This is a genomic window from Nisaea acidiphila, from assembly GCF_024662015.1.
GTDB lineage: Bacteria > Pseudomonadota > Alphaproteobacteria > Thalassobaculales > Thalassobaculaceae > Nisaea > Nisaea acidiphila.
The window spans coordinates 1,200,565-1,223,670 of the sequence record NZ_CP102480.1; the positions used below are offsets into that span (position 1 = coordinate 1,200,565).

23 protein-coding genes are annotated in these 23,106 nt (G+C 62.0%); 16 read left to right on the forward strand and 7 right to left on the reverse strand.

The features are described 5' to 3' along the window. Positions 1 to 227 precede the first annotated feature (227 nt). The 4 genes from fdxA to NUH88_RS05585 all read right to left on the reverse strand — a co-directional run bounded on the left by fdxA (position 228) and on the right by NUH88_RS05585 (position 4,176). Entirely contained in the window at positions 228 to 566 is a 339-nt protein-coding gene (gene fdxA, locus NUH88_RS05570; RefSeq protein WP_257770477.1) for a ferredoxin FdxA, read from the reverse strand. Between the two features lie 51 nt (positions 567 to 617). Continuing rightward, entirely contained in the window at positions 618 to 1,082 is a 465-nt protein-coding gene (locus tag NUH88_RS05575; protein ID WP_257770479.1) for a tellurite resistance TerB family protein, read from the reverse strand. Positions 1,083 to 1,150: 68 nt separating this feature from the next. Continuing rightward, a complete protein-coding gene (locus NUH88_RS05580; protein WP_257770481.1) occupies positions 1,151 to 1,552 on the reverse strand; it encodes an RNA-binding S4 domain-containing protein in 402 nt (133 codons plus the stop codon). Then, positions 1,549 to 4,176 (reverse strand): helicase-related protein, encoded by a 2,628-nt coding sequence (locus NUH88_RS05585; protein WP_257770483.1) that lies wholly within the window; start codon positions 4,174 to 4,176, stop codon positions 1,549 to 1,551. The genes NUH88_RS05580 and NUH88_RS05585 overlap by 4 nt, the downstream gene beginning before the upstream one ends. Positions 4,177 to 4,304: 128 nt before the next feature. On the opposite strand from NUH88_RS05585, the gene htpG reads away from it, so the two are divergent. The 7 genes from htpG to NUH88_RS05620 all read left to right on the forward strand — a co-directional run bounded on the left by htpG (position 4,305) and on the right by NUH88_RS05620 (position 10,965). Then, positions 4,305 to 6,209 carry a molecular chaperone HtpG gene (gene htpG, locus NUH88_RS05590; RefSeq protein ID WP_257770485.1) on the forward strand — a complete coding sequence of 635 codons (1,905 nt, stop codon included), beginning with the start codon at positions 4,305 to 4,307 and terminating at the stop codon, positions 6,207 to 6,209. Positions 6,210 to 6,448: 239 nt separating this feature from the next. Then, positions 6,449 to 7,258 carry a hypothetical protein gene (locus NUH88_RS05595; protein ID WP_257770487.1) on the forward strand — a complete coding sequence of 270 codons (810 nt, stop codon included), beginning with the start codon at positions 6,449 to 6,451 and terminating at the stop codon, positions 7,256 to 7,258. A gap of 155 nt (positions 7,259 to 7,413) precedes the next feature. Then, positions 7,414 to 8,085: a hypothetical protein gene (locus tag NUH88_RS05600; protein ID WP_257770489.1), complete on the forward strand. Its 672-nt coding sequence runs from the start codon at positions 7,414 to 7,416 to the stop codon at positions 8,083 to 8,085. 566 nt (positions 8,086 to 8,651) lie between these two features. Then, positions 8,652 to 8,933 carry a type II toxin-antitoxin system RelE/ParE family toxin gene (locus NUH88_RS05605; RefSeq protein WP_257770491.1) on the forward strand — a complete coding sequence of 94 codons (282 nt, stop codon included), beginning with the start codon at positions 8,652 to 8,654 and terminating at the stop codon, positions 8,931 to 8,933. Continuing rightward, a complete protein-coding gene (locus tag NUH88_RS05610) occupies positions 8,933 to 9,232 on the forward strand; it encodes a HigA family addiction module antitoxin (protein WP_257770493.1) in 300 nt (99 codons plus the stop codon). Before NUH88_RS05605 ends, NUH88_RS05610 begins: the two co-directional genes overlap by 1 nt. Positions 9,233 to 9,445: 213 nt before the next feature. Then, a complete protein-coding gene (locus NUH88_RS05615) occupies positions 9,446 to 9,718 on the forward strand; it encodes a hypothetical protein (protein ID WP_257770495.1) in 273 nt (90 codons plus the stop codon). Between the two features lie 260 nt (positions 9,719 to 9,978). Beyond that, the gene (locus tag NUH88_RS05620; protein WP_257770497.1) at positions 9,979 to 10,965 is read left to right on the forward strand and encodes a phosphoribosylaminoimidazolesuccinocarboxamide synthase; all 987 of its coding nucleotides are present in this window, start codon (positions 9,979 to 9,981) and stop codon (positions 10,963 to 10,965) included. A gap of 113 nt (positions 10,966 to 11,078) precedes the next feature. Here the strand turns inward: NUH88_RS05620 and NUH88_RS05625 are convergent, their stop codons facing one another. After that, complete coding sequence (locus tag NUH88_RS05625; RefSeq protein WP_257770499.1) at positions 11,079 to 11,702, reverse strand: DUF2799 domain-containing protein; 624 nt, start codon at positions 11,700 to 11,702, stop codon at positions 11,079 to 11,081. Between the two features lie 290 nt (positions 11,703 to 11,992). Further along, on the reverse strand, positions 11,993 to 13,819 hold the full coding sequence (locus tag NUH88_RS05630; RefSeq protein WP_257770501.1) for an NAD(P)/FAD-dependent oxidoreductase: 1,827 nt from the start codon (positions 13,817 to 13,819) through the stop codon (positions 11,993 to 11,995). 362 nt (positions 13,820 to 14,181) lie between these two features. On the opposite strand from NUH88_RS05630, the gene NUH88_RS05635 reads away from it, so the two are divergent. From NUH88_RS05635 to NUH88_RS05645, 3 genes are all read left to right on the forward strand, one after another. Next, on the forward strand, positions 14,182 to 14,469 hold the full coding sequence (locus NUH88_RS05635) for a sll1863 family stress response protein (RefSeq protein ID WP_257770503.1): 288 nt from the start codon (positions 14,182 to 14,184) through the stop codon (positions 14,467 to 14,469). Positions 14,470 to 14,480: 11 nt separating this feature from the next. Continuing rightward, positions 14,481 to 14,942 (forward strand): hypothetical protein, encoded by a 462-nt coding sequence (locus NUH88_RS05640; protein WP_257770505.1) that lies wholly within the window; start codon positions 14,481 to 14,483, stop codon positions 14,940 to 14,942. A 243-nt stretch (positions 14,943 to 15,185) separates the two neighbouring features. Further along, positions 15,186 to 15,788 carry a PAS domain-containing protein gene (locus tag NUH88_RS05645; RefSeq protein ID WP_257770506.1) on the forward strand — a complete coding sequence of 201 codons (603 nt, stop codon included), beginning with the start codon at positions 15,186 to 15,188 and terminating at the stop codon, positions 15,786 to 15,788. 1 nt (position 15,789) lies between these two features. Here the strand turns inward: NUH88_RS05645 and NUH88_RS05650 are convergent, their stop codons facing one another. Then, positions 15,790 to 16,260 (reverse strand): MarR family winged helix-turn-helix transcriptional regulator, encoded by a 471-nt coding sequence (locus NUH88_RS05650; RefSeq protein WP_257770508.1) that lies wholly within the window; start codon positions 16,258 to 16,260, stop codon positions 15,790 to 15,792. Between the two features lie 109 nt (positions 16,261 to 16,369). On the opposite strand from NUH88_RS05650, the gene hmgA reads away from it, so the two are divergent. From hmgA to NUH88_RS05680, 6 genes are all read left to right on the forward strand, one after another. After that, positions 16,370 to 17,728: a homogentisate 1,2-dioxygenase gene (gene hmgA / locus NUH88_RS05655; protein ID WP_372743547.1), complete on the forward strand. Its 1,359-nt coding sequence runs from the start codon at positions 16,370 to 16,372 to the stop codon at positions 17,726 to 17,728. A gap of 2 nt (positions 17,729 to 17,730) precedes the next feature. Continuing rightward, positions 17,731 to 18,978 carry a fumarylacetoacetase gene (fahA, locus tag NUH88_RS05660; protein WP_257770510.1) on the forward strand — a complete coding sequence of 416 codons (1,248 nt, stop codon included), beginning with the start codon at positions 17,731 to 17,733 and terminating at the stop codon, positions 18,976 to 18,978. 34 nt (positions 18,979 to 19,012) lie between these two features. Further along, entirely contained in the window at positions 19,013 to 19,963 is a 951-nt protein-coding gene (locus tag NUH88_RS05665) for an MBL fold metallo-hydrolase (protein WP_257770512.1), read from the forward strand. 12 nt (positions 19,964 to 19,975) lie between these two features. After that, the gene (locus NUH88_RS05670) at positions 19,976 to 21,592 is read left to right on the forward strand and encodes an FAD-dependent oxidoreductase (RefSeq protein WP_257770514.1); all 1,617 of its coding nucleotides are present in this window, start codon (positions 19,976 to 19,978) and stop codon (positions 21,590 to 21,592) included. Continuing rightward, positions 21,589 to 21,801, forward strand: coding sequence for a DUF2783 domain-containing protein (locus NUH88_RS05675; RefSeq protein ID WP_257770516.1), 213 nt, complete (start codon positions 21,589 to 21,591; stop codon positions 21,799 to 21,801). The genes NUH88_RS05670 and NUH88_RS05675 overlap by 4 nt, the downstream gene beginning before the upstream one ends. 451 nt (positions 21,802 to 22,252) lie before the next feature. Beyond that, positions 22,253 to 22,975 (forward strand): phage tail protein, encoded by a 723-nt coding sequence (locus tag NUH88_RS05680; RefSeq protein ID WP_257770517.1) that lies wholly within the window; start codon positions 22,253 to 22,255, stop codon positions 22,973 to 22,975. Positions 22,976 to 23,106: the final 131 nt, after the last annotated feature.

The window sequence follows — 23,106 nt, forward strand, 5'->3', positions numbered from 1 at the left end:
AGTGGGCCATGGCCCACCTTCGCGGATACCGCTCTTAATATGGTCCGAAACCTTCTCGGAAACGGCGGCGAGGCGAGACGTTTTGCCCCACCGAATATTAAGACCTTAGCACAATTTTCATAAAATTGGGAGTCTGCGGGCGCATGGCCAACGCGCGTACGACGCATGGCTTAAAGATTTATGAAGGTTTCCCCGGAATTTGAGGTAAATCCTGGCAATTCCGAAGCTCAGTCACCTTTGCCCGGCGCAGGCGAGAAAAACTTCTCGAACTTGCCTTCGACCTTTTGCATCTCATCCGCATCCGGCATGGCGTCGATCTTGCGCGTGATGTTCGGCCACTGCTCGGAATATTCCCGATTGAACTCGATCCATTTCTCGGCGGAGGGCTCGGTGTCCGGAAGAATCGCCTCGGCCGGACATTCCGGCTCGCACACGCCGCAATCGATGCATTCGTCGGGATGAATGACGAGCATGTTCTCGCCTTCATAGAAACAATCGACCGGGCACACTTCGACGCAGTCGGTGTACTTACATTTGATGCAGAGATCGTTGACGATATACGTCATCAAAGGACTCCATGCCCGGAAACACTGCCCGGTCTCGTAATAAAAAACGTGTTACTCGGCAAGCCCGAGTTTCTGCATGACACGCTTGCGCGCAGCACCGCTCTCCTGATCTGTAACATAAATGAGACCGGTAACACGGCGCATCAGGCTGGCTTCGTAGTCGTGCAGAACGCCGTCCGCATAAGCCACTTCCCAAAGCATTTCCATCAGTTCCACGCGCTTTTCGTGGTCGAACTCGTCGCGGATGACTTTCGTGAAACTGTAGAAATCGACGCTCTGCTCCATCTCCTTGAGCGATTCGTCGATGAGATCGCGAACCTCTTCCTGTGTCAGGGAGAACCGCTGGGCCAGCAAGGTCTCGATGGTCTTCCGCTCCGCCTCGCCGAATTCACCGTCGAGAGACGCCGCCTTTGCGAGCAGGGTCGCAACAGCGTCTGTGGTGCCGTCGGACTTGGAAGCTTCCTCCGCGCCGCCGGTGCGGAGCGTGTCGAAAAACAACTTCAGTGAACCAAGCATGTGAAATCCAGGTACGGGAAAGGGCCTCCCCTATCTAAGCCCTCTCGGAAATTTGGCAAGCGGCCCGCCTATTCGCCGCCGGAGCGGAGTTGGTCCAGGTGCCGGCGCTCGCGCTTCGTCGGACGGCCGGCACCGGGCTCCCGGCGCGCCGGAGCGGCCGGCCCCGGCGGCGCAGCGGTGTCCTTCGGACGGGAGGGTTCGATCGGCGAGAGATCCTCGTAGAGAGTCTGCGCTTCGGGAGCGGGTCCGCGCCGCTCGGCCAGGAACAGCACTTTCACCACACGGATATGCGGGCCTTGCGGGAAAGTCAGCACGTCGCCCGGCCTGACCAGCTGGTGCGCCTTGGAAACGGATTTTCCCGAAAGACGAAGCCGACCGGCGCCGAGCATCTTGTTGGCGAGGCCCCGGCTTTTGAAGAACCGGGCACACCAGAGCCATTTGTCGACACGCTGGGTCCCGGCTTCGCTCATTTCGCCAGCTTGAGCTGCTGCAGCACCGCGAAGGGAGAATCCTCCGGCCGCATCGCCGGTTCTTTCGAGCTGATGACCTTGGGACCTCTCGGCCCGCCCTCTTTGCGCTTCGGCTTGCGCGGCCCGCCCTTACGCTCCCGCTTCTCGCCGCCCTCGCCAGTCTGTTGGCGCGGCTTGCCGCCCTTCGGCTTCTGCTCGCCCTCTGGGCGGCGCTTCGGCTCGCGGCGGCGCGGGATGAAGCGCGGCTCCTCCTCAACATCCTCGCCCCGGCGGTAGCCGAGATCGGTCAGGATCGCCGCCATCGCTTCGTGGCCCACACCGGCGAGCGACAGCATGTCGGCGGAAATCGCGAAGGCACCCTCACGGGCGGCCTGGCGCACCATCTGGGCGACCCGTTCCAGCATGTCCGCGCGCACCGCGTGGCCGCCGACGCGCTTGTAACCGATGGCAAGATAGAACTCGTCGCTCGCATCCTCGGCGCGGGTCACCATCACGCGGCCGGCGGGCGGCGGGCCCTCTTCCGGGAATTGACCGGAGAATACGCTCCACAGCATGGCACGGAATTCCACCGCCTTCGGCTTCAGCAGCACCGGCAGGAAGACCGTCTCGGTGCCGAAGCGGATGCCGAGGCGGGCCAGCGACTTGCGCTGCTCGTCGTCGAGATCGCGGCGCAGCGAGGACACCTTGTCCGACGAGACGCCGCCGATGCCTTCCAGCACCTGAAAGGCGATCCCGCGCGCGGCGCCTTCCAGCTCCGCCTGCTTGATCTCCAAGAGCGGGCCGAGCCGCTCCTGGGTCTCGCCCGTCAGCCAGGTGCGCAAACGGGTCTCGATCCGCTTGCGCAACTCGCCTTCGAGCATTTCCTCGTTCGCGACGCGAATCTGCGGCGACAGGATGTCGGCGCCGGCCTCGAGCCGGGCGATCTCCGCCCCGAGCCAGACCACCGAGCCCTTCGGGCCGACAGAAAAGGCCGCGTTGTCCGCCGCCTCGATCTGTCCGGTCCGGCGCGCCAGTTCTTCCGGCAACACCTTGCGCGCGGCCGTCAGAACCGGCTTCGCGTTCGCGCTATCAACTACATCAGGCACGAATTTCAATCCTTCCATGTGACCGACGGCATGGCCCTCCACGACCACCGTACTGTCGGATTTCACGGCAGCAGACAAGCTCCCGCCGTCCTTCAGCTTGCGCATGAACAGAGCCGCGCGCTTGTCGACGAACCGCTGGGTGAGCTTGTCATGCAGGGCGTCCGAAAGCCGGTCCTCGACCGCCCGTGTACTGGCCTGCCAGTGCACGGGATCGGACACCCAGTCTCCCCGGTGTGTAATATACGTCCAAGTGCGGATATGTGCGATACGGTTTACCAGTGTATCGATATCGCCGTCCGTGCGGTCGTGGCGCTTCACCTGGTTCGCCACCCAGTCCGTCGCCAGCCGCTCCGGTCCGTCGGTCAGGTCGAAGAAGATTTTCGAGAGCAGCTGGGCGTGCGACTCGCTCATGGTCTTGCGGAAATCCGGGATCTGACAGATGTCCCAGAGCAGCTTCACCCTGTCCGGCGAGGTCGCCCGGTCCTGCACCGCCTCGATCCTTGCCATCGCCTCCAGGGTGCGCTGGTCCTCGGCGTCCCGCTTGCGAATGACGTGCGGTTCCTCGCTGTGGGTCTCGAGCGAACGCCGGAGCAGCCCGAGGCTGCCGAAGGAGAGCCGGCTGTTGCGCCAATAGACATGGCGCAGCGGATCGAAGCTGTGGCTTTCCAGCGCCTCCACCATCTCCTCGTCGAGCGGCGGGCAGTCCGCCGTCACCCCGAAGGTGCCGTCGTTCATGTGCCGCCCGGCGCGGCCCGCGATCTGGGCCATTTCCGGCGGCGTAAGGCGCCTCGGCGCGCGGCCGTCGAACTTCATGTCCTCGGCGAAGGCGACATGGTCGACATCCATGTTGAGCCCCATGCCGATGGCGTCGGTCGCGATCAGGTAATCGACCTCGCCCTCCTGGTACATCGCCACCTGGGCGTTGCGGGCGCGGGGCGAGAGCGCGCCGAGCACCACGGCGGCGCCGCCGCGCTGGCGCCGGACGATCTCGGCCAGCACATAGACGTCGGCGGCGGAGAAGGCGACGATGGCGGAACGGCGCGGCAGGCGGGTCAGCTTGCGCGGGCCGGTATAGCTCAGCTTCGAGAGCCGCTGGCGGGTGACGATCTCCGCCTTCGGCACCAGCTTCTTCAAGAGCGGGCGGATGATGTCGGAGCCGAGGAACATGGTCTCCTGACGGCCGCGCGCATGCAGCAGCCGGTCGGTGAAGACATGGCCGCGCTCGCGGTCGCCGCAGAGCTGGATCTCGTCCACCGCGAGGAAATCGACGAAACGGTCCGTCGGCATGGATTCCACCGTGCAGACGAAATACCGCGCCCTGGGCGGCAGGATCTTCTCCTCGCCGGTGATCAGGGCGACGGCGTGCTTTCCCTTCAGCGCGACGATGCGGTCGTAATTCTCGCGCGCGAGCAGGCGCAGCGGGAAGCCGATCATGCCCGAGGCATGGCCGAGCATCCGCTCGATGGCAAGATAGGTCTTGCCTGTATTCGTCGGGCCGAGCATCGCGGTGATCCGGCCGTCCTGCGTCATGCTGCTCATGGGGAAGGTAAGACTATGCCCTCGATCGGGGTCTGCGCTCTGCGGGACTTGCGATTAATTCCAACTTCCCACATATCAGGCCTCATCAATCACAATGATTCCGTTTTTAGCAAGAGGTGATCGCGAAAATGACTGCGGAAAAGCGGACGTTCCAGGCCGAGGTCAGCAAGCTCCTGAAGATCGTCGCCAATTCGCTTTACAGCGAGCGCGAGGTGTTCCTGCGCGAACTGATCTCCAATGCTTCCGATGCCTGCGACAAGCTGCGCTATCTCGCCCTGACCAATCCCGATCTGACCACGGGCGACGGCGAATTCAAGATCAGGATCGCCGCCGACAAGGACGCGAAGACGCTGACGCTCTCCGATAACGGCATCGGCATGAGCGCGGAGGAGCTGAACGACAATCTCGGCACCATCGCCCGCTCCGGCACCGAGGCCTTCGTCTCCGAGCTCTCCGGCGACGAGAAGAAGGATGCGGGCCTGATCGGCCAGTTCGGCGTCGGCTTCTATTCCGCCTTCATGATCGCCGACAAGGTCGAGGTCCTGACCAAGCGCGCCGGCGAGGCGAAGGCCCATCTCTGGACCTCCGACGGGCTCGGCGAATACACGATCTCCGACGCCGAGAAGGCCAATCGCGGCACCATCATCACGATGCACCTGAAGGAGGACGCGCTCGAGTTCCTCGAAGAGCAGCGCCTGCAGCACATCGTGAAGCGCTATTCCGACCACATCCCGGTGCCGATCCTCTTCGTCGCCAAGACCGACGCGGGCGAGGAAGAGAAAGCGCTGAACGAGGCCTCCGCGCTCTGGACCCGCGCGAAGAGCGAGATCAGCGAGGAGCAGTACAAGGAATTCTACCACCACGCGGCGCATGCCTTCGACGATCCCTGGGCCACCCTGCACTGGAAGGCCGAGGGCGTGATCGAGTACAGCTCGCTGCTCTACGTGCCGACCCAGCGGCCCTTCGACCTCTTCCATCCCGAGCGCAAGAACCGGGTGAAGCTCTATGTGAAGCGGGTCTTCATCACCGACGATTGCGAGGGACTGGTTCCCGAGTACCTGCGTTTCCTGCGCGGCGTGATCGATTGCGAGGATTTGCCGCTCAATGTCAGCCGCGAGCTGCTGCAGCGCAATCCGGTGCTGCAGAAGATCTCGTCGGCCGTCACCAAGCGCGTGCTCTCCGAGCTTTCCAAGAAGGCGGAGAAGGAGCCGGAGGAATACGCCAAGTTCTGGGACGCCTTCGGCCCGGTGATGAAGGAAGGGCTCTATGCCGACGGCACGGAGCACAAGGAGACCCTGCTCTCCCTCGTCCGCTTCAAAACCACCGAAAGCGACAAGCTGGTCAGCCTGAAGGACTATGCCGAGCGGATGAAGGAGGGCCAGGAGGCCATCTACTACATTATCGGCGAGAGCCCCGAGGCGCTCTTGAACTCCCCGCATCTCGAAGGCTTCAAGGCCAAAGGCGTCGAGGTCCTGCTGCTAACCGACCCGATCGACGATTTCTGGCTCCAGGCCATGTTCGAGGGCTATGAGGGCAAACCGTTCAAGTCCATCACCCGCGGTTCGGCCGATCTCGACGCGGTGAAGGGCGGCGCGGACGAGAAGCCGGAAGATGGGAAGAAGGACGAGGAGGCGAAGCAGGACGCGGGCGCCGAGATCGCCCCGCTGATCGCCTCCCTCAAGCTCGCGCTCGGCGACACGGTCAAGGATGTCCGCGAGTCCAAGCGCCTGACCGACAGCCCGGTCTGCCTGATCGCCGACGAGGGCGACATGGACATCAACCTCGAACGCCTGCTGCGCCAGCACAAGCAGCTCGAACAGGCGACCCCGCGGGTGCTGGAGATCAACGCCAAGCACGCGGTGATCAAGACCCTGGCCAAGCGCGTGAAGGCGGGCAAGACCGGCCAGGAACTGGAGGACGCGGCCTACCTGCTGCTCGACCAGGCCCGCATCATGGAAGGCGAGGCCGTGCCGGACCCGAAAGCGTTCGCGCGGCGGCTGGCGCTAGCGATGGAGCGCGGGCTGGCGGTCTGAGTCTCGCTTGATGACGAGGGGGCGAGTTCGCTCGCCCCCGTCACCCCCACCGCACCATTACCGTCATCCCGGCCGCAGAGCCGGGATCTTTCTATCTGCATTCGCCATTCAGACGCCGAACAGGATGGAGTAGCAGATGCGCCTGAACGAGAATCCGTAGGTCGACAACGTTCGCAGCCTCGTTTTCCTCGCATGCAAAAACGCTCGGAAAGATAGAATTTTGATCCTATGCTCACCTTATGGACGGGGGCGGCGCGCATATCGAAGTAACAATCGACACAGAGGAGCCAATTGAGCTTGGCGACTTTGTTTCTGCTTTTACGTCCATCGCAAACCAGTATGAACGTTACATGAAGCGCGAACATCCGGATCTTCGGGATGACGCCAAAGTCTACGTGCGAGAGGTTCGAACCGGCTCAATTATCGCCGACTTGGTTCCGCACGCGGGGACGCTTATCTCGTTAATGGATCAAATCCTCATTGTTCGCCAATTCGTGCACGCCTATGGGGAGCGGCTCAGCGTTTATCTGGGCGGAAATGGACGTCTAGATGACGCATCCAAAGGCGAACTTGACGATCTAATGAAGCAGGTTGGCGCCATAGCTAAGTCAAAGAACGGCAAGGGACAGATCGCCGCTGTTGTCTACGAGAACGGTCAGCGCCAGGTTCGCGCGGCAGTAACATTCAATACGAATGAGTCACGCGCCGCGATTAAGCAGATTGAGGATCATCGGAAAGCCCTTGATGCAATTTCCTCGGCTGACCGGCAGCGGGTTCTTATGGTCTTCAAGAGGTCTGACGTTGGTAGCGCTGATGTCGGGGTAAAGAGTGGCGAGCGGGTAATTATTGAGTCGTTATCTGACCGCGATTTGCCCCTCATTTACGGCTCCAGCTTAGCCGAAGAACGCATCAAAGATCAGATGCGCAATATAGAAGAGAACATTTATCACAAAGGATTCGTAGTGGATGTAAATGTCCAAACGCGCGGCGGTCGACCGGCGGCCTATGCCGTTACTCACGTTCACCAGATCATCGATTTGGATGTTTAGGTACTACCCCTTAGGGAATAGAGGAGTCACACGACTCAATTCGAGGGCTGGATGCACGACGGGTGATTCGGGATAAATAAGTATTGCACCATATTAATTCACAAGGCCGCACTAGTCGGTTGATTTCCATACTGCATTCCTAGACCCTTCTGCTGATGAATAAGGAAACGATTACGCAAGCGCTCTTCCTGACCCTTACTGCGGTGGCGCTCTGGGTAGCACTTATGGTGTTCACACCAGGTGTTTATGACGCCTCTAGCATTTTTATTGAAAAATGGGGCGGGTTCTTTGGTGCGATGCTTGGGGTCGGCGGTGTATATGCCGTTGCCCTGATGCAGATAAAGGCTGCTCAAGAACGGGAGAATGAAAGGCGCACCAGAGAGATTAGAGACGCAAAGTTGAACTTTTATTCCGCTGTTCGTGCTGATATGGCGCAATGGAGAGCGACAATCATCACTACAGACGATGAATTTATAAACAAAAGGCCAATAGAAGTTTTTGTACGCTCCAAATACTATCGCATAGCAAAATATAGCGATAGCAGCTTAGATATTCGCTATGCTGAAATCATTCATTATTTTGACCCAAAATACATACCACGAATTCTTGGCCTATTTCTTTTCGTAAAGAACATGAGAGAATTTATTGATTTCCCGGTGAAAGAAGGAGACGGAGATCTAATCCCTCTGCAAGAAATGCTCTTGTTTAGAAAACGGGTTGCGACCGCGTATGACGAAGCACGGGGCATCATCAGGGATTTGAACAAAGAACTACAACTTAAAGATAAATTACCCTCAACACTACCCGAACCGCCAATTGAGGATTAAGGGGACACGTTACTTAACTCGCGACGTCACCCCGGCGGAAACCGGGGCCCAGGGGATGACGGGCAGCGCTTTATGATCTCTGGGTCCCGTCCTTCGACGGGATGACGAGTGTGGGTCGGATGAATTGAGGGACTCACCGCTCAATTCGAAACCCCGCCCGGCCCCATCCGCTCTGCTATCCCAAATTAAGGGGACACATTACTTAATTCGGAATTAAGGGGACACATTACTTAATTCGGTGAATTAAGGGGACACATTACTTAATTCGCGACGTCACCCCGGCGGAGGCCGGGGCCCAGGGGATGACGGGCGGCGCTTTATGATCCCTGGATCCCGTCCCTCGACGGGATGACGAACGAGGGGCGGATGAATTGAGCGACTCGCTACTCAATTCAATATCGGCCCGGCCCCTTTCCCTGCGATCCCCAACCCCACCATTGCACCCGAAAGTTAAGGGGGACACACGCCTCAATTCGATACCCTGCCAGACCTCACTCACGGCCGCTCAGGAGCCTCCAGCGTAAACCAACACTTCACAAATGTAAGCCAATACCTTACAGTCCTCCATGATCAAGAGCATCTCGCACAAAGGCCTCAGGCAGTTCGCCGCCACCGGGAAAGGTGGGAAGTTACCGGTTCAGGGTGCAGCTCAAAACCGGCTTGTGCAGATGCTTCAGACCCTGAACGCGGCATCGCAGCCGGAAGACATGAACCTGCCCGGTTTCCACTTCCACGCGTTGACCGGAGACCGCAAAGGCACCTACAGCGTCCGCGTCACCGCCAATTGGCGCCTCACCTTCGAATGGAATTCGGGCGCCACCAACGTCAAACTGGAGGATTATCACTGATGCTTAAAGGTCTTCCCCCGATGCATCCCGGCGCGCTGTTGCGCGACCAGATCCTGCCCGAGCTTGGCGTCAGCAAAACCAGACTGGCGGAGAACCTGAAGATCTCCCGGCAGACGCTCCACGATATCCTGAGCGAGAAAGCCCCCGTCACCGCCCAGATGGCTTTACGGCTCGGGAAACTCTGCGGCAACGGCCCCACGATCTGGGTCAATCTCCAGTCGCAATGGGACATTGCCCAGGCAGAGAAAGACCTGGCCGATATCATCGAGCAGATCCCCACACTGCAAAAGGCGGGGTAAGCCCCGGGAGATTACAGGAACACACGACTTAACTTAACGGCCAGATGCATGGTGAACGGTGCGGAGTAATTGGGTGGTGTGTCCCCTTAATTTGGGTGGTGTGTCCCCTTAATTTTATCGGATTTGTCTGCCTATTCTTCTCTGAGGTTCTGTAATCAGCCTGATTGGCGATGACGGGAGTTAAGGGGTACCGCTATTAAAGGCTCACTCTCAATGATCTCGGAATACGTTCCGCTCGCCTTGGAGATTGCAGGAACCGCAATCATAATTTTTGGCTTCTATGTGCTTGCACGAGGTTTGTTTCAAATCAGTTCCGGGAAAATACCAGGAACCGAGAGGAATAGATTTTTTCTCCCGTGGCTCGACTTTGACATCAAAAACGAAGGTGACAGAAAGAATGTGGTGAGGCGGCTCGTCATTGCCGCTCTTTGCATCGCTATCGGCGGAGGCATCGTAAAAACCAGCGAAAGACTGGCCGACATGTGAATCTTACTTCGCCACCCAACTCGCGACGTAACCCCGGCGGAGGCCGGGGCCCAGGGGATGACGGGCGGCGCTTTATGATCCCTGGGTCCCGTCCTTCGACGGGATGACGAATGTGGGGCGGATGAATTGAGGGACGTGCCGCTCAATTCGATGCCCTGCCCGGCCCCGCCGACCACCTCCCCCAACCCCACCATTGCACCCGCGCGCAAAGCCGCTATCGTGCCGCCGCACAGAATTCACCGCACGCAGGACCCCGTCCCATGGCGCCGCAGCCCGTCTCCTCGCAACTCCTCGACAATTGCCTCACCGACGCGGAATTCCCCGAACTGCCGGGTTTCGTCCGGGGCAAGGTGCGGGATGCCTACAAGCTGCCGGACGGGCGGCGCCTGCTGATCGCCACCGACCGGCAGTCCGCCTTCGACCAGGTGCTCGCCGCCGTGCCCTGCAAGGGCCAGGTGCTGACCCAGACGGCGCGCTACTGGTTCGACCATACGAGCGACATCTGCCCGAACCAGGTGATCTCCTACCCGGACCCGAACGTGGTGCTGGTCAAGGATCTCGACATGGTGCCGATCGAAATCGTGGTCCGCTCCTATCTCACCGGCTCGACCAGCACCAGCGCCTGGACGATGTACAATCGGGGCGAGCGGGTGATCTACGGCCATCCCTTCCCGGACGGCATGAGGAAGAACCAGAAGCTGGAGAAGAATATCATCACGCCGACGACGAAGCCGGCGGATGGCGGGCATGACGCGCCAATCACGGAGGCGGAGATCCTCGCCTCGGATCTGGTGACGAACGTGCAGTGGCGCGAGCTGGCCGAGAAGAGCCTCGCGCTCTTCGCCCGCGGGCAGGAACTGGCGGCCGAGCGCGGGCTGATCCTCGTCGACACCAAGTACGAATTCGGCATCGACAAAGACGGCACCATCACAATCGCCGATGAGATCCACACGCCGGATTCAAGCCGCTACTGGATCGCCGATGGTTACCAGAAGCGGTTCGATGCCGGCGAGGAGCCGGAGAGCCTCGACAAGGAGTTCCTCCGGCTCTGGATCGCCGCCAAGTGCGATCCCTACAAGGACCCGATCCCGGAAATCCCCGCCGAGACCCTGCTCGCCTTCAGCGACAAGTATGTCTCGCTCTACGAGCAGGTGACGGGGCTGACGTTCGAGAAGCCCGACCCGGTGGTTCCGGTGCGCGAGCGGATCCGCACGGCGCTGGCCGCGGCGCTGCCGGAATACTTCTGATTTCCGAGCCCACACCGTCATCCCGGGCCTGCCCCGGGATCTTTGGAACGCGTACTCCGCCGGGAGGTCCCGGGTCAGGCCCGGGATGACGGATCGCGTAACATGATCGCGCTCTAGCTGTACAAGCCGTTCCGGTGGCGCTCCAGAAGCCGGGTAAGCTCGTTCTCAAGAAGCTCAAGCTCCTTCTCCATCACCCGCTTTTCCCCGTTCAGGCGTTCGAGCTGGGCGCCGAGAGTCAGGAGTTCGTTGCGGACCGCCTCGCCGTCTTCGGCCGAGGTGATCTTGCGGCTCCGCGCGACATCGAGCGCGTCCTCGACCTTGCCGACTTCCTCCCGCTTCTTTCCGACCCTGTATTCCAGGCTGAAGATCTTGGATCTCACGTCATGCACGGCGAGGCCGGCATTGTAGGCGGCGAGGAAAGCCTCCTCGTCCCGCCCGCGGCACACCCCTTCATAGGCATCGTCCCGCAGCCCCTCCTGATAGCCGTTGGAGGGTGCGCAATAATGGCCGAGACCGCGCTCCCGCCCGGCGAGATAGGCATCCAGGTTAGGGCTGATCCCGTGCTCGGCGCAGGCCTTTCGATGAGCCTCGATCCGGTTGCCGCCCCGCCCCGAGGAGCCGTCGGCGAAGCCGATGCCGTTCCAGTCCCCGAGATGGCACTCTTCCTTCGACAGCGTGCTGCAGGATGCGAGGATGAGGGTGGAGAGGATGACGGCGACGAATTTCACAGAGTGCATAAAAGAATACCCATGAGTTGAAATTGCGACATCAAAGAACCTCCCAACCTTAACGTGACCGGCGGAAAAATCCGTCGAAGCCCGGACGCCCCCCTGTCGCCCGGCTCGAGACAAGCCCATCGCGGCGCGCACAGGCGTAACGCGTCAATCTCCATAAAATCAGTAACACAACTTTCGGGAAAATCGCCAGAGACGCCGCGGGCCGGGCGGAGACGATCCCTCAACCCGGCCCGATTGCATTTCGGCTCCGGAGCGACGGCGGAAACCGCCATCTCCCGGACAGGCCGGCGCTATGCGTTCGTTACGTTGTAATTGTAGGTATTCGCCTGCAGCGCCGTCAGGGGATTGACCGGCGTGTTCAATGTCCCGCCGAGCGCTTCGGCGACCGCGCAGGCCGCGTTCATCGAGGTCTGCAACGCCCCCTCGGTCCAGCCGCCGATCCACGACACCGAGTCGCCGGCGAGAAAGACGTTCGCGCCGCCGCCGGAGACCTTCTGGTAGTCGTAGAACACCTGCTGGACATAGTGATCCTGGCTCGGGCGGCTGAGCTTGAAGGCGCCGTAAAAGTGCGGCTGCAGTTCCCAGTCGATCATCTGGACATTGTTCTCGTAATCCCCGCCCGCCGGCACGAGTTCGGCGGCGAAATCGAGATCGAAGGCCGCGATGGCGTCGCGCAGCAGTTCAACACGCGCCTGTTTGTCCTGGAACGAGATCTGCTTGATCGACTGGTCGCCCCAGACATAGGAGATCAGCACCACGCCGCTCGTCGCCCCGTAATCGAGCGTGTAGAGATTGGCCGAGAGGGAGTCGCTGAGGATGCAGCGCGGCACATTCGTTCCCTCTTTCCAGAACTGCGTCGCCGTGCGGATGAAGACCTTCGAGGAATTCATGATGTGGATGTCCCGGAGCGCCTGCGCGGTCTCCGCCTCCTGGGTCGGGCCGTAGGTATTGCCATTGAGCTCGATCCCGTAGAACAGGCCCAGATTGGTATCGATCTCCATCGAGCGCTGGGTCGTCGCGACGATCACCTGATCGAAAGGCCCGGCGGGCACCGGTGTCCCGTCGCCTCCCAGCACGGCGATCTTGTCGCCGAACCGGTAGATGCCGGAGATCGGGCTGTTGAGATTAAGGTTGTCGCCGACCGTCGTCGTCCCTCCGCCGGGTTGGGTGATGGTCGTGTCGCGTAAGCTGTCGGCAAGGCTCTCGATGCCGGAGGGGACGAATTTCTGATCGGTTTCGAGCCCGTTGACGACGAGGCGGATAATCTCGAGGAACGCCACCTGATAGAGCGGTCCGAACCCGCCGAACCCGGTCCCGAGCGAGGCGAACCGTTCGTAATCCTCGGGATAGGACCAGAGCGTCGCGCCCTCCGGCAGGTTGGCCTCGCTGCTGAAAATCAGAACCAGGCCATTGATCAGGCTCCGGTTGGCGAACACGCTGAGCCAGTCGGACCAGGCCGTCTCGACATCGACGTCCGGATTGAGGGAAGTACCGCTCGCGTCGGTCTGCAGCGCCTTCTGGATCGCCGCCGGCGCCACCAGGGTCTTCGTCTGCGTATTGCCGGCGGAATCGACATAGGTGATCGTCGCGCCGTTATTCATCAGGGCGTTCCAGCCCGCGTTGACCGTATCGAATTCCGCCGGGGGGAAACTGGTTCCGGGCGGGTACTTGCTGCTCTTGTACGCCACATAGGTCGGGACTTTCCCCGGATCGGGGAAATCGTCGACCAGCCCGATGCCGAAGAGATCGAGATAGCGGTACAGCAGTTCCTCGGAGGGCGGAAAGCGCATCGCGCCGAGCTCGGCGATGTCCGGCGATGTGTCATTGAATTTCTTGCTGTAAAGACGCCCGCCCGAACGCTCCGTCGCTTCGTAGACCGTGACGTCGACGCCGCATTTCAGCAACTCGTACGCCGCGGCCAGACCGCCCAGCCCGGCTCCCACGATCGCGACCTTCCCCGCCGGCGGCGCGCTGAAGGTCGCGATCGTGTCGCCGCTCTCCTCGCGCCACTGGGCATAGGAAAGCTGCGGCGTGTCGACCATGCGGTAATAAACCGGAGCGGTCTCCTGCAGACCCGTTGCGGCACGCGATTTCTTGCTCGGAATGAGCCAGGCCATGACACTCCCCTTTCATGAATTGAATGCGGGGAAAGGCTAATATGGGGCCGTGCAGAGAGCCATTTTATCGTTTATTATTTTATAAAATTTCAATTATTTATTGTTTTCGAAAAAATGCTGCGTGTCCTGGCGCCAGCGGCCGCACCCGACAAAACTTCATCCGATTGGCCGCGCCGAACGCGGTTTCTTCTTGGAAGAGCCGCTGAGCGATATCGCAAGCAATATCAGGCCGTGCGACGGCCGGTCTGCCGGCGGCATCCCTACCGTAGCGGGATACGAAACAGGCGAACGCGGCCTGTTTCCTCTGATCGTTTTCGGAACCATCGGCGCCCTCATGCGTTTACCCGGCAAGGAGGTGCGATATGACAGACAAAGATCCGTACATCGCGAAAGCCAAGGCCCGCATCGACCAGTGGGACGCCGAAATCGACAAGGTAAAAGCCAAGGCCGAGGAGGCCGAGGCCGACGCCAAAATCGAATACCGGCGCCAGGCCGACGAGATGCGCGCGCAGCGCAACAAGGCCGAATCCCGGCTACAGGACCTGCGTGCCGCGAGCAACGACGCCTGGGAGAACCTGAAGTCCGGCTTCGAGACAGCCTGGAAGGATATTTCCTCGGCTTTCGACAGCGCCAAATCCCGATACCAGTAAGGAGACGACAGATGAATATCCGCAAAATCCTTTGCACGACCGCGCTTGCCGCCGCCCTCACCGCGGGCGCCGCACCGGCCATCGCATCCGAAACGGAACCCTTCGTCACGGCCAAGGAAGTCCGCACCGAGATTTCGGAATCGATGGAGGCCATCTCCAAATACACGGCCCAGGAGCGCAAGCAGGCAGTCGCCGAGGCCAAGGAGGCGATGAACCGGCTCGATGCGGAGATCGACCGGCGCGGTCAGGCTCTGCGCGAGAACTGGGCCGAGATGACCGAAGCCACCCGCGAAGCGGCCCAGGAAGGCCTGAAGGACCTGCAGGCGGCGCGTAACGAGCTCGGCGAGCGCTACGGCGCCCTCAAGGCCGGCACCGCGGAAGCCTGGGACGACCTGAAGGCCGACTTCGCCGACGCGTGGAACGCCTTCGCCAAGACCTGGGAGACGGCCGACAAGGACGCCGGCAAGAGCTAAACCGGCAACGTCCTCCCGGCCCCCACCATAACCCGGCCCCGGCAATCTTCCGGGGCCGGCCCTATGTCGGCACAGCCGCGAATTTGACCTCCGGGTCGATTTCCGCCCATATTCACACTTTTTTAATGGTGCTTTTCTATCAGTGCGCGGTTGCCGGACGCTCGGGCACCTCGTCGATTGCGCGCAGGTTCCCACAGAACGTGCGGGCAATCGAAGTTGGGGCATGGCGGGATCTTTGGGGTGATGTTTAAGAGCGAGTTTCGGGTCGCAGCGGAGATCCGCGACGCCCTGCTGCAGGACCGCGTGCCGGATGTGAACGCCGTTTTCCTGGCCAACGACGCGCATCCCCCGAAGCTGGCCTGGGCCCCGGATGCGGCACAGGTCGAGGACGGACGGCTGCGGCAGCTTCTCGCCTATTGGCAGACCAAGCGAACGGATGGACCGGCGGCTCCGTTGGGAGGCATCGACCCGGCGGAAATGCGCTTCATCCTCGGCTATCTAATGATTCTGGAGGCCCTAGAGGACGGCGCGGATTTCCGCTATCGGCTCTATGGCAGCCTGATCGCCGAGCGCTTCGGACGCGACGTGACGGGGCAAACCGTGTGCGCCTTCGGCGACAGCGAATATATCGTGAATTTTTTCCTCGCCACCTATCAGGCCGTTGTCGAACGAGCGGCGCCGCTGCTCACCACGCACTTCCCGCGTCCCGGCTCCCAGACCGCGAGCTGGACCCGCCTGATCCTGCCGCTGAGCGACGAGGGCGGCAGAGTGGCACGCCTGCTGGTCGGCCAGATCCCGGGCGCGTGGCGTCCCCGGCCACCGGGAACGGAACCGCCGCCGGTCTGAGTCAGCTCACGGCGCCTCGGTCGAGGCGCTCGTTGAGCTGCTCGAAAATCCGCTCCAACGCGGCCCGGTCGGCGGCATCCAGCGCCCCCAGAAGCTCCTTCTCGAACTCGGATGCGAGCGGCACGATCTGCCGGTAGACGGACCATCCCTCTTCCGTCAGAGAGATCTCCAGCAGCCGGTTGTCCGCCGCGTTGCTCGACTTCCTTACCAGCCCCGCCGTCTCCAGCCGGCTGACGGCCCGGCTGACCTTCACCTTGTCCAGATTGACCTTGCCATGGATGTCCCGGACCGAAATCCGCTCGGACCGGGCGAGATGCGCGATCACCCGCCACTCAGGAATCGAGATTCCGAAGCGCTCGGCATAGAGACTGGAGAGAGCCTTGCTGACCCGGGACGCGATGACCGCCAGCCGGTAGGGCAGGAAGCGGTCCAGATCGAGCATGTCCATGTCGTCATCGGTTTCGACGGGCATCGGCAATTGACATTCGTTTCATTTGTAATGATCATCCTCATCCTACGGGACGGAGCGCCCGCAACCAATCAAAAATCCGGGCCTGAAACAGCGCCCTAGGGAGGACGGAATGAACAAGGTTTCCGAATCCGCGTCCATGCAAAGCAATCCGCTGACCGGGACCGCCAGCGGCTACATGCCGGGCTTCGGCAACGATTTCGAGACCGAAGCGCTGCCGGGCGCCTTGCCGCAGGGTCAGAACAGCCCGCAGAAATGCGCCTACGGCCTCTATGCCGAGCAGCTTTCCGGCAGCCCCTTCACCGCGCCCCGCGGCGAGAACGAGCGCAGCTGGCTCTATCGCATCCGCCCGTCCGTGAAACACACCTCGCGCTTCGCCCGCATCTCCGTCGACGGCTGGAAGACCGCGCCGCACCAGCCGGACCACGGCCTGCCGCTCGGCCAGTACCGCTGGAACCCGGTCCCGGTGCCGGGCGCGCCGACCGACTTCGTGCACGGCATCAGGACCATGACCACCGCCGGCGACGTCAATACCCAGGCGGGCATGGCAGTGCATGTCTATGCCTGCAACGCGGACATGACAGACGATTACATGATGAACGCGGACGCGGAGCTGATGGTCGTGCCGCAGCTCGGCCGCATCGAGATCTTCACCGAGCTCGGCCGCATGACGCTGATGCCGCGCGAGATCGCCATTGTGCCGCGCGGCATGATCTTCAAGGTAACGCTGCTGGACAAGGAAGCGCGCGGCTATATCTGCGAGAATTACGGCGCCAAGTTCACCCTGCCCGGCCGCGGCCCGATCGGCGCTAACTGCCTCGCCAATCCGCGCGACTTCAAGACCCCGGTCGCCGCCTACGAGGAGAAGGAGACGCCCTGCCGCCTGATCGTGAAATGGTGCGGCAGTTTCAACGTCACCGAGATCCCGCACTCGCCGCTCGACGTGGTCGCCTGGCACGGCAATTACGCGCCCTTCAAGTACGACCTCACCACCTTCTCGCCGGTCGGCGCGATCCTGTTCGACCATCCGGACCCGTCGATCTTCACCGTGCTGACCGCGCCGTCGGAGACGCCGGGCACGGCGAATATCGATTTCGTCATCTTCCCGGAGCGCTGGATGGTGGCCGAGCACAGCTTCCGCCCGCCCTGGTATCACCGCAACATCATGTCGGAATTCATGGGCAACATTTACGGCGCCTATGACGCCAAGCCGGAGGGCTTCGTGCCCGGCGGGATGAGCCTGCACAATTGCATGCTGCCGCACGGCCCCGACACCCAGGCTTTCGAGGGGGCCTCGAATGCGGAGCTGAAGCCGCACAAGCTGGCCGACACCATGGCCTTCATGTTCGAGACCCGCTTCCCGCAGCACCTGACGGAATATGCCGCCAAGGAAGCCCCGATCCAGGACGATTACATCGGCTGCTGGACCGGGCTCGAGAAGAAGTTCGACGGAACGCCGGGCATCAAGTGACCATGCGAAGCTGGCTTCCGTCCGCCAACGCGGTGGGCTCGGACTTTCCGGTCCAGAACCTGCCTTACGGCGTCTTCTCCCACGGCAAGGACGCGCCGCGCTGCGGCGTCGCCATCGGCGATCGCGTGCTCGACCTCGCCGCGCTCGAAGCCGATGGGCTGCTGCCGTCAGGCGATGCCCCGGTCTTCTCCGCGCCCGAACTGAACCCCTTCATGGAGCGCGGCCCGAAGATCTGGGCCGCGGTCCGCGCCCGCCTCACAGATCTGCTGCGCGAGAGCGGCGATGGCGCGGTGCGGCAGAAGGAGGGGCGCTACTTGCATCCGCTCGCCGCCGTGACCCTGTATCTGCCGTTCCGGGTCAGCGAATACACCGACTTCTATGCCGGCAAACAGCACGCCTTCAATGTCGGCACCATGTTCCGCGGGCCGGAGAACGCGCTGCCGCCGAACTGGCTGCATATCCCGATCGGCTATAACGGCCGCGCCTCCTCCGTCGTGGTCAGCGGCACCGACTTCCACCGCCCGAAAGGCCAGCTCAAGGCGCCGGACGCCGAGATGCCGGAATTCGGCCCGAGCAAACGGCTCGATATCGAGCTGGAAATAGGCGCGGTGGTCGGCACGGGAAGCGGCTTCGGCAAGCCGGTTTCGGTCGCGGAAGCGGATGAGATGATCTTCGGCTACGTGCTGCTGAACGACTGGTCGGCGCGCGACATCCAGGCCTGGGAATACCAGCCGCTCGGCCCCTTCCAGGGCAAGGCCTTCTGCACCACGATCTCGCCCTGGGTGGTGACGAGGGCCGCGCTGGAGCCGTTCCGCACTTCGACGCCGGAGCGGGAGAAGACGCTTCTGCCCTATCTCGAAGAGCCTGGACCGATGCTCTACGACATCGATCTCGAAGTCGCGCTGACACCTGCGGGCTCGGACTCGGAAACGGTGGTGAGCCGGACCAATTACGGCACGATGTATTACTCGGCGGCTCAGCAGCTCGCCCATCACAGCAGCAGCGGCTGCCCGATGCGGACCGGCGACCTGCTCGGCTCCGGGACGATCTCGGGCGCGACGCCGGACAGCTACGGCTCGCTGCTGGAGATGAGCTGGGGCGGCAAGACGCCAATCGAATTGCCCGGCGGCGTTACGCGCAGCTTCCTTGAGGACGGCGACCGCGTCACCCTTCGGGGGCATGCGCAGGGCAAGGGCTACAGGATCGGTTTCGGAGACTGCACGGGCAGGGTTCTGCCCGCACGCGACTAGACAACAAGAAGAGAGCAAACGGGAGGACGGCCAGATGGCCAAGCAATTCGCGTCCATGGGCGACATGGCGGAAAAGAAGATCACCTTCAGCGAGATCGGCCGGGACATCTGGGCCTTCACCGCCGAAGGCGACCCGAACACCGGCGTCATCATCGGCGACGACAGCGTGATGATCGTCGACGCGCAGGCGACCCCGCGTCTCGCGCACAAGGTGGTGGAGAAGATCCGCACCGTCACCGACAAGCCGATCAAGTATGTCGTGCTCTCGCACTATCACGCGGTCCGCGTGCTCGGCGCCTCAGCCTACGGGGCGGAACAGATCCTTGCCTCGGAGAAATGCCGCGCCATGGTCGCCGAACGCGGACAGGAAGACTGGGACAGCGAGTTCGGCCGCTTCCCGCGCCTCTTCCAGGGCCATGAATCGATCCCGGGCCTGACTTGGCCGACCATGACCTTCCGGGACAAGATGACGGTCTATCTCGGCAACCGCCGGGTCGACCTGATGCATCTCGGCCGCGCCCATACCGCCGGCGACATCGTCGCCTGGGTCCCGGACGAGCGCGTGATGCTGACCGGCGACATCGTCGAGTACAAGGCCGCCTGCTATTGCGGCGACGGCCATTTCAGCGACTGGGGCAACACCCTCGACAACATCAAGAGCTACGATCCGCTGGCCATCGCGCCGGGGCGCGGCGCCGCCCTTGTTGGTGTCGAGCAGGTCGACGCGGCGCTCGATTTCACCCGTGACTTCCTCATCAACACCTACCGCCCGGCGGCCGCCGTCGCGGCGCGCGGCGGCTCGCTGAAGGAAGCCTGGGACGCGGTGCGCGCCGCCTGCGACCCGAAATTCAGCGACGTGCCGATCTACGAGCATTGCCTGCCTTTCAACGTGACCCGCGCCTATGACGAGGCGCTCGGCATGGACACCCCCCGGATCTGGACCGCCGAGCGCGACCGGCAGATGTGGGAACAGCTCCAGGGCTAGGAGGGCCGTCCCATGAGCCGGATCTTCGAGCAGCCGCTCTATCCCTACGAACGCTCGCCGGACCAGGACGCGAAAGCCCCGGTCCGGCACCCGGTCGTCGTGGTCGGCGCGGGGCCGGTCGGCCTCGCGCTCGCCGTCGACCTGGCGCTGAAGGACGTGCCGGTCCTGGTGCTCGACGACAACGAGAAGGTCAGCCACGGCTCGCGCGCGATCTGCTTCTCCAAACGGACGCTGGAGATCCTCGACCGGCTCGGCTGCGGCCAGCCGGTGGTCGAGAAGGGTGTCACCTGGAACAAGGGCAAGGTGTTCTTCGACGAGCGGCAGGTCTACGAGTTCAACCTGCTCCCCGAAGCGGGTCACCGCCGCCCCGCCTTCATCAACCTCCAGCAATACCATTTCGAGGTCGGGCTCCTGCAGCGCCTGCGCGAATTGCAGGCGGAAGGCAAACCGGTCGAGATCCGCGGCCGCAACAAAGTCACCCACGTCGAAAAGGACGAAACAGGTGTTCGGCTCACCGTCGAGACGCCGGAGGGGCCCTATAGCCTCGAAGCCGACTGGCTGGTCGCCTGCGACGGCGCCAAGTCCCCCGTCCGCTCCATGCTCGGGCTGGATTTCCATGGCCGCGTCTTCGAAGACAATTTCCTGATCGCCGACGTAGTGATGGAGGCGGAGTTCCCAACAGAGCGCTGGTTCTGGTTCGATCCACCCTTCAACCGCGGCCAGTCCGCCCTGCTGCACAAGCAGCCGGACGGCGTCTGGCGCATCGATTTGCAGCTCGGCTGGGACATCGATCGAGAGAAGGAGGTGCGTGAGGAGAACGTGATCCCGCGCCTGAAGGCCATGCTCGGCGAGGAGGCGAAATTCAGCCTCGAATGGGTCTCGATCTACACCTTCCAGTGTCGCCGCATGGAGCGCTTCGCCCATGGCCGCGTGCTCTTCGCCGGCGACAGCGCACATCAGGTCTCGCCCTTCGGCGCGCGCGGCGCCAACAGTGGCATCCAGGATACCGACAATCTCGCCTGGAAGCTTAAGCTGGTGCTCGACGGCACGGCGCCGGAAAGCCTGATCGAGAGCTACAATCAAGAGCGTGTGCAAGCCGCGGACGAGAACATCCTGAACTCGACCCGCTCGACCGATTTCATCACCCCGAAATCGGAGATGTCCCGAATCTTCCGCGATGCCGTTCTGGATCTTGCCGAGCATCACGCCTTCGCCCGGCCTCTGGTCAATTCCGGGCGCCTCAGTGTTCCCGCAACCCACGACGCCTCGACCTTGAACACAGCGGACGCCTTACCTGGCGGGCCCGCACGCACGCGGCCCGGCGCACCCGCTGCGGATGCGCCGTCGGGCAACGGCTGGCTGCTGGAAAAACTCGGCGGCGACTTCACTCTATTGGGCGTCGATGAAGCCGTTCCGGAGACGAGCGCTGCCTCAGGCCTGCCGCTTCGCGGGATATCGTTGTCCGCAAGCGACGATACGTCCGGCGCGCTCCGCGAGCGCTATCTCGGCACGGCAAAACAAGCGGTCTATCTCCTCCGCCCGGACCAGCATGTCGCCGGTCGCTGGCCGTCGTACGATCCCCGCGCCGTCGCGGCGGCAGTCGGCATGGCTGCAGGAGGCATGGCGTGAGCGTACTCAAGACTTCCCCCAATCTGCAAAACCCTGACGGTTTTTACGCCGAACTCCTCGCCGCCCATGAAGGCCTGACGAAAGCCCAGAGCGACGCCCTCAACGCCCGGCTAATCCTGCTGCTCGCGAATCAGATCGGCGACAGGGAGAAGCTGAGCGCTGTTATAGGAGCGGCCCGCGGCCTGATTCCGGCAGAGCCGACCCCGTAAGCGCTTCCGGGTATCGCAGCCTACCGTGGCGGGTCATGGTGCACGAAATATTGCAGACCCCACACATCTTCGGCCGGCAGGTCGGCCCTTCCTCGATTTCCCACCGCGTGCTCCCGCTCGACCAGCAGGGCCATATGGCCCTATCTGAGATCGACGGCCGACAGCGCAGATCGAATAGGCGGGATGATTTCCGGCCAGGGAGTACCGGCGCGGCAAGTTCGCGTGCCATGTCCTACCTTCGCCAGATCTGAATACGGCAAAATCGTCCCGGACTTCGCTCAAATGCCGGAAGCCGCGCCTTATCTACGGCGAATCGCAGGCCGCACCAGAAAGCCGTCAACCCTATTAAACAGGTCTCGTTTTCTCAAAAAACACACTTTAGTCGCGCATATCTTCATATGCGCACTGCTATAGTTTGAATTTGAGCAACTAACCGGAAGAGGAGAGAAACATGCCCTTTGATATATTGAAACGCTCCGTGACACGTACAGTCGTAGCTGCCGCGGCCGTCTCGGCTCTCCTGTTGCCGACACAGAAAGCCGAAGCCGTTTGCGCGGACTCGTCCCTTGCCTATCTTGGATCCGTTTGCACCACGGCAGCCAGTTTTTGCCCGCGCGGCTATACCGAGCTTAAGGGGCAGATGCTTAAGATCGGCGACAATACGGCGCTTTTCTCCCTCTTGAGCTGCAACTGGGGCGGCGACTGCCGGTCGACCTTCCAACTGCCGGATATGCGTGGCCGTTCCGCGATCGGGGACGGCACCGGACCGGGCCTCACCCCGATCAAACTCGGTCAATGGCGCGGCAAGGAGTTTCACACGCTGACGGAAAACCAGCTCGCTAGGCATAACCACGCCGCCGTTTTCGAAGCGAGCGGTCAGAGCGAGATATCCCTCGAAGCCTACGACGGCCTCGGCGCATCACCAACTCCCGACTCACCGAACAACTATCTCCAATCAGTCGCGCTCAATCCGCTTTCGCCAAACCCGGACGCCAAACTTTATGGCCCGGGGACCGGAAGTCCTGTTCCTGTCGGCGGTCTCGAATTCACCGGTTCGGGAGGCACGGTCGTTGTGGGCAACACCGGCGCAAGCCAACCATTCGGCATTCAGGGGCCTGTCATGGCGCTGAAATACTGCATGGTGACGTCGGGCCTCTACCCGCCACGCAACTAAACTCTCTCTTGCTTGTTAGCAACGGTATGAGCAACCGCCCCTCTGCGGGCGGTTGCTTTCCAGCTCCACAACATGCTGCCGCCCTATCTGCCTGCCACAGAACATACATAGATACATAGATACATACATAC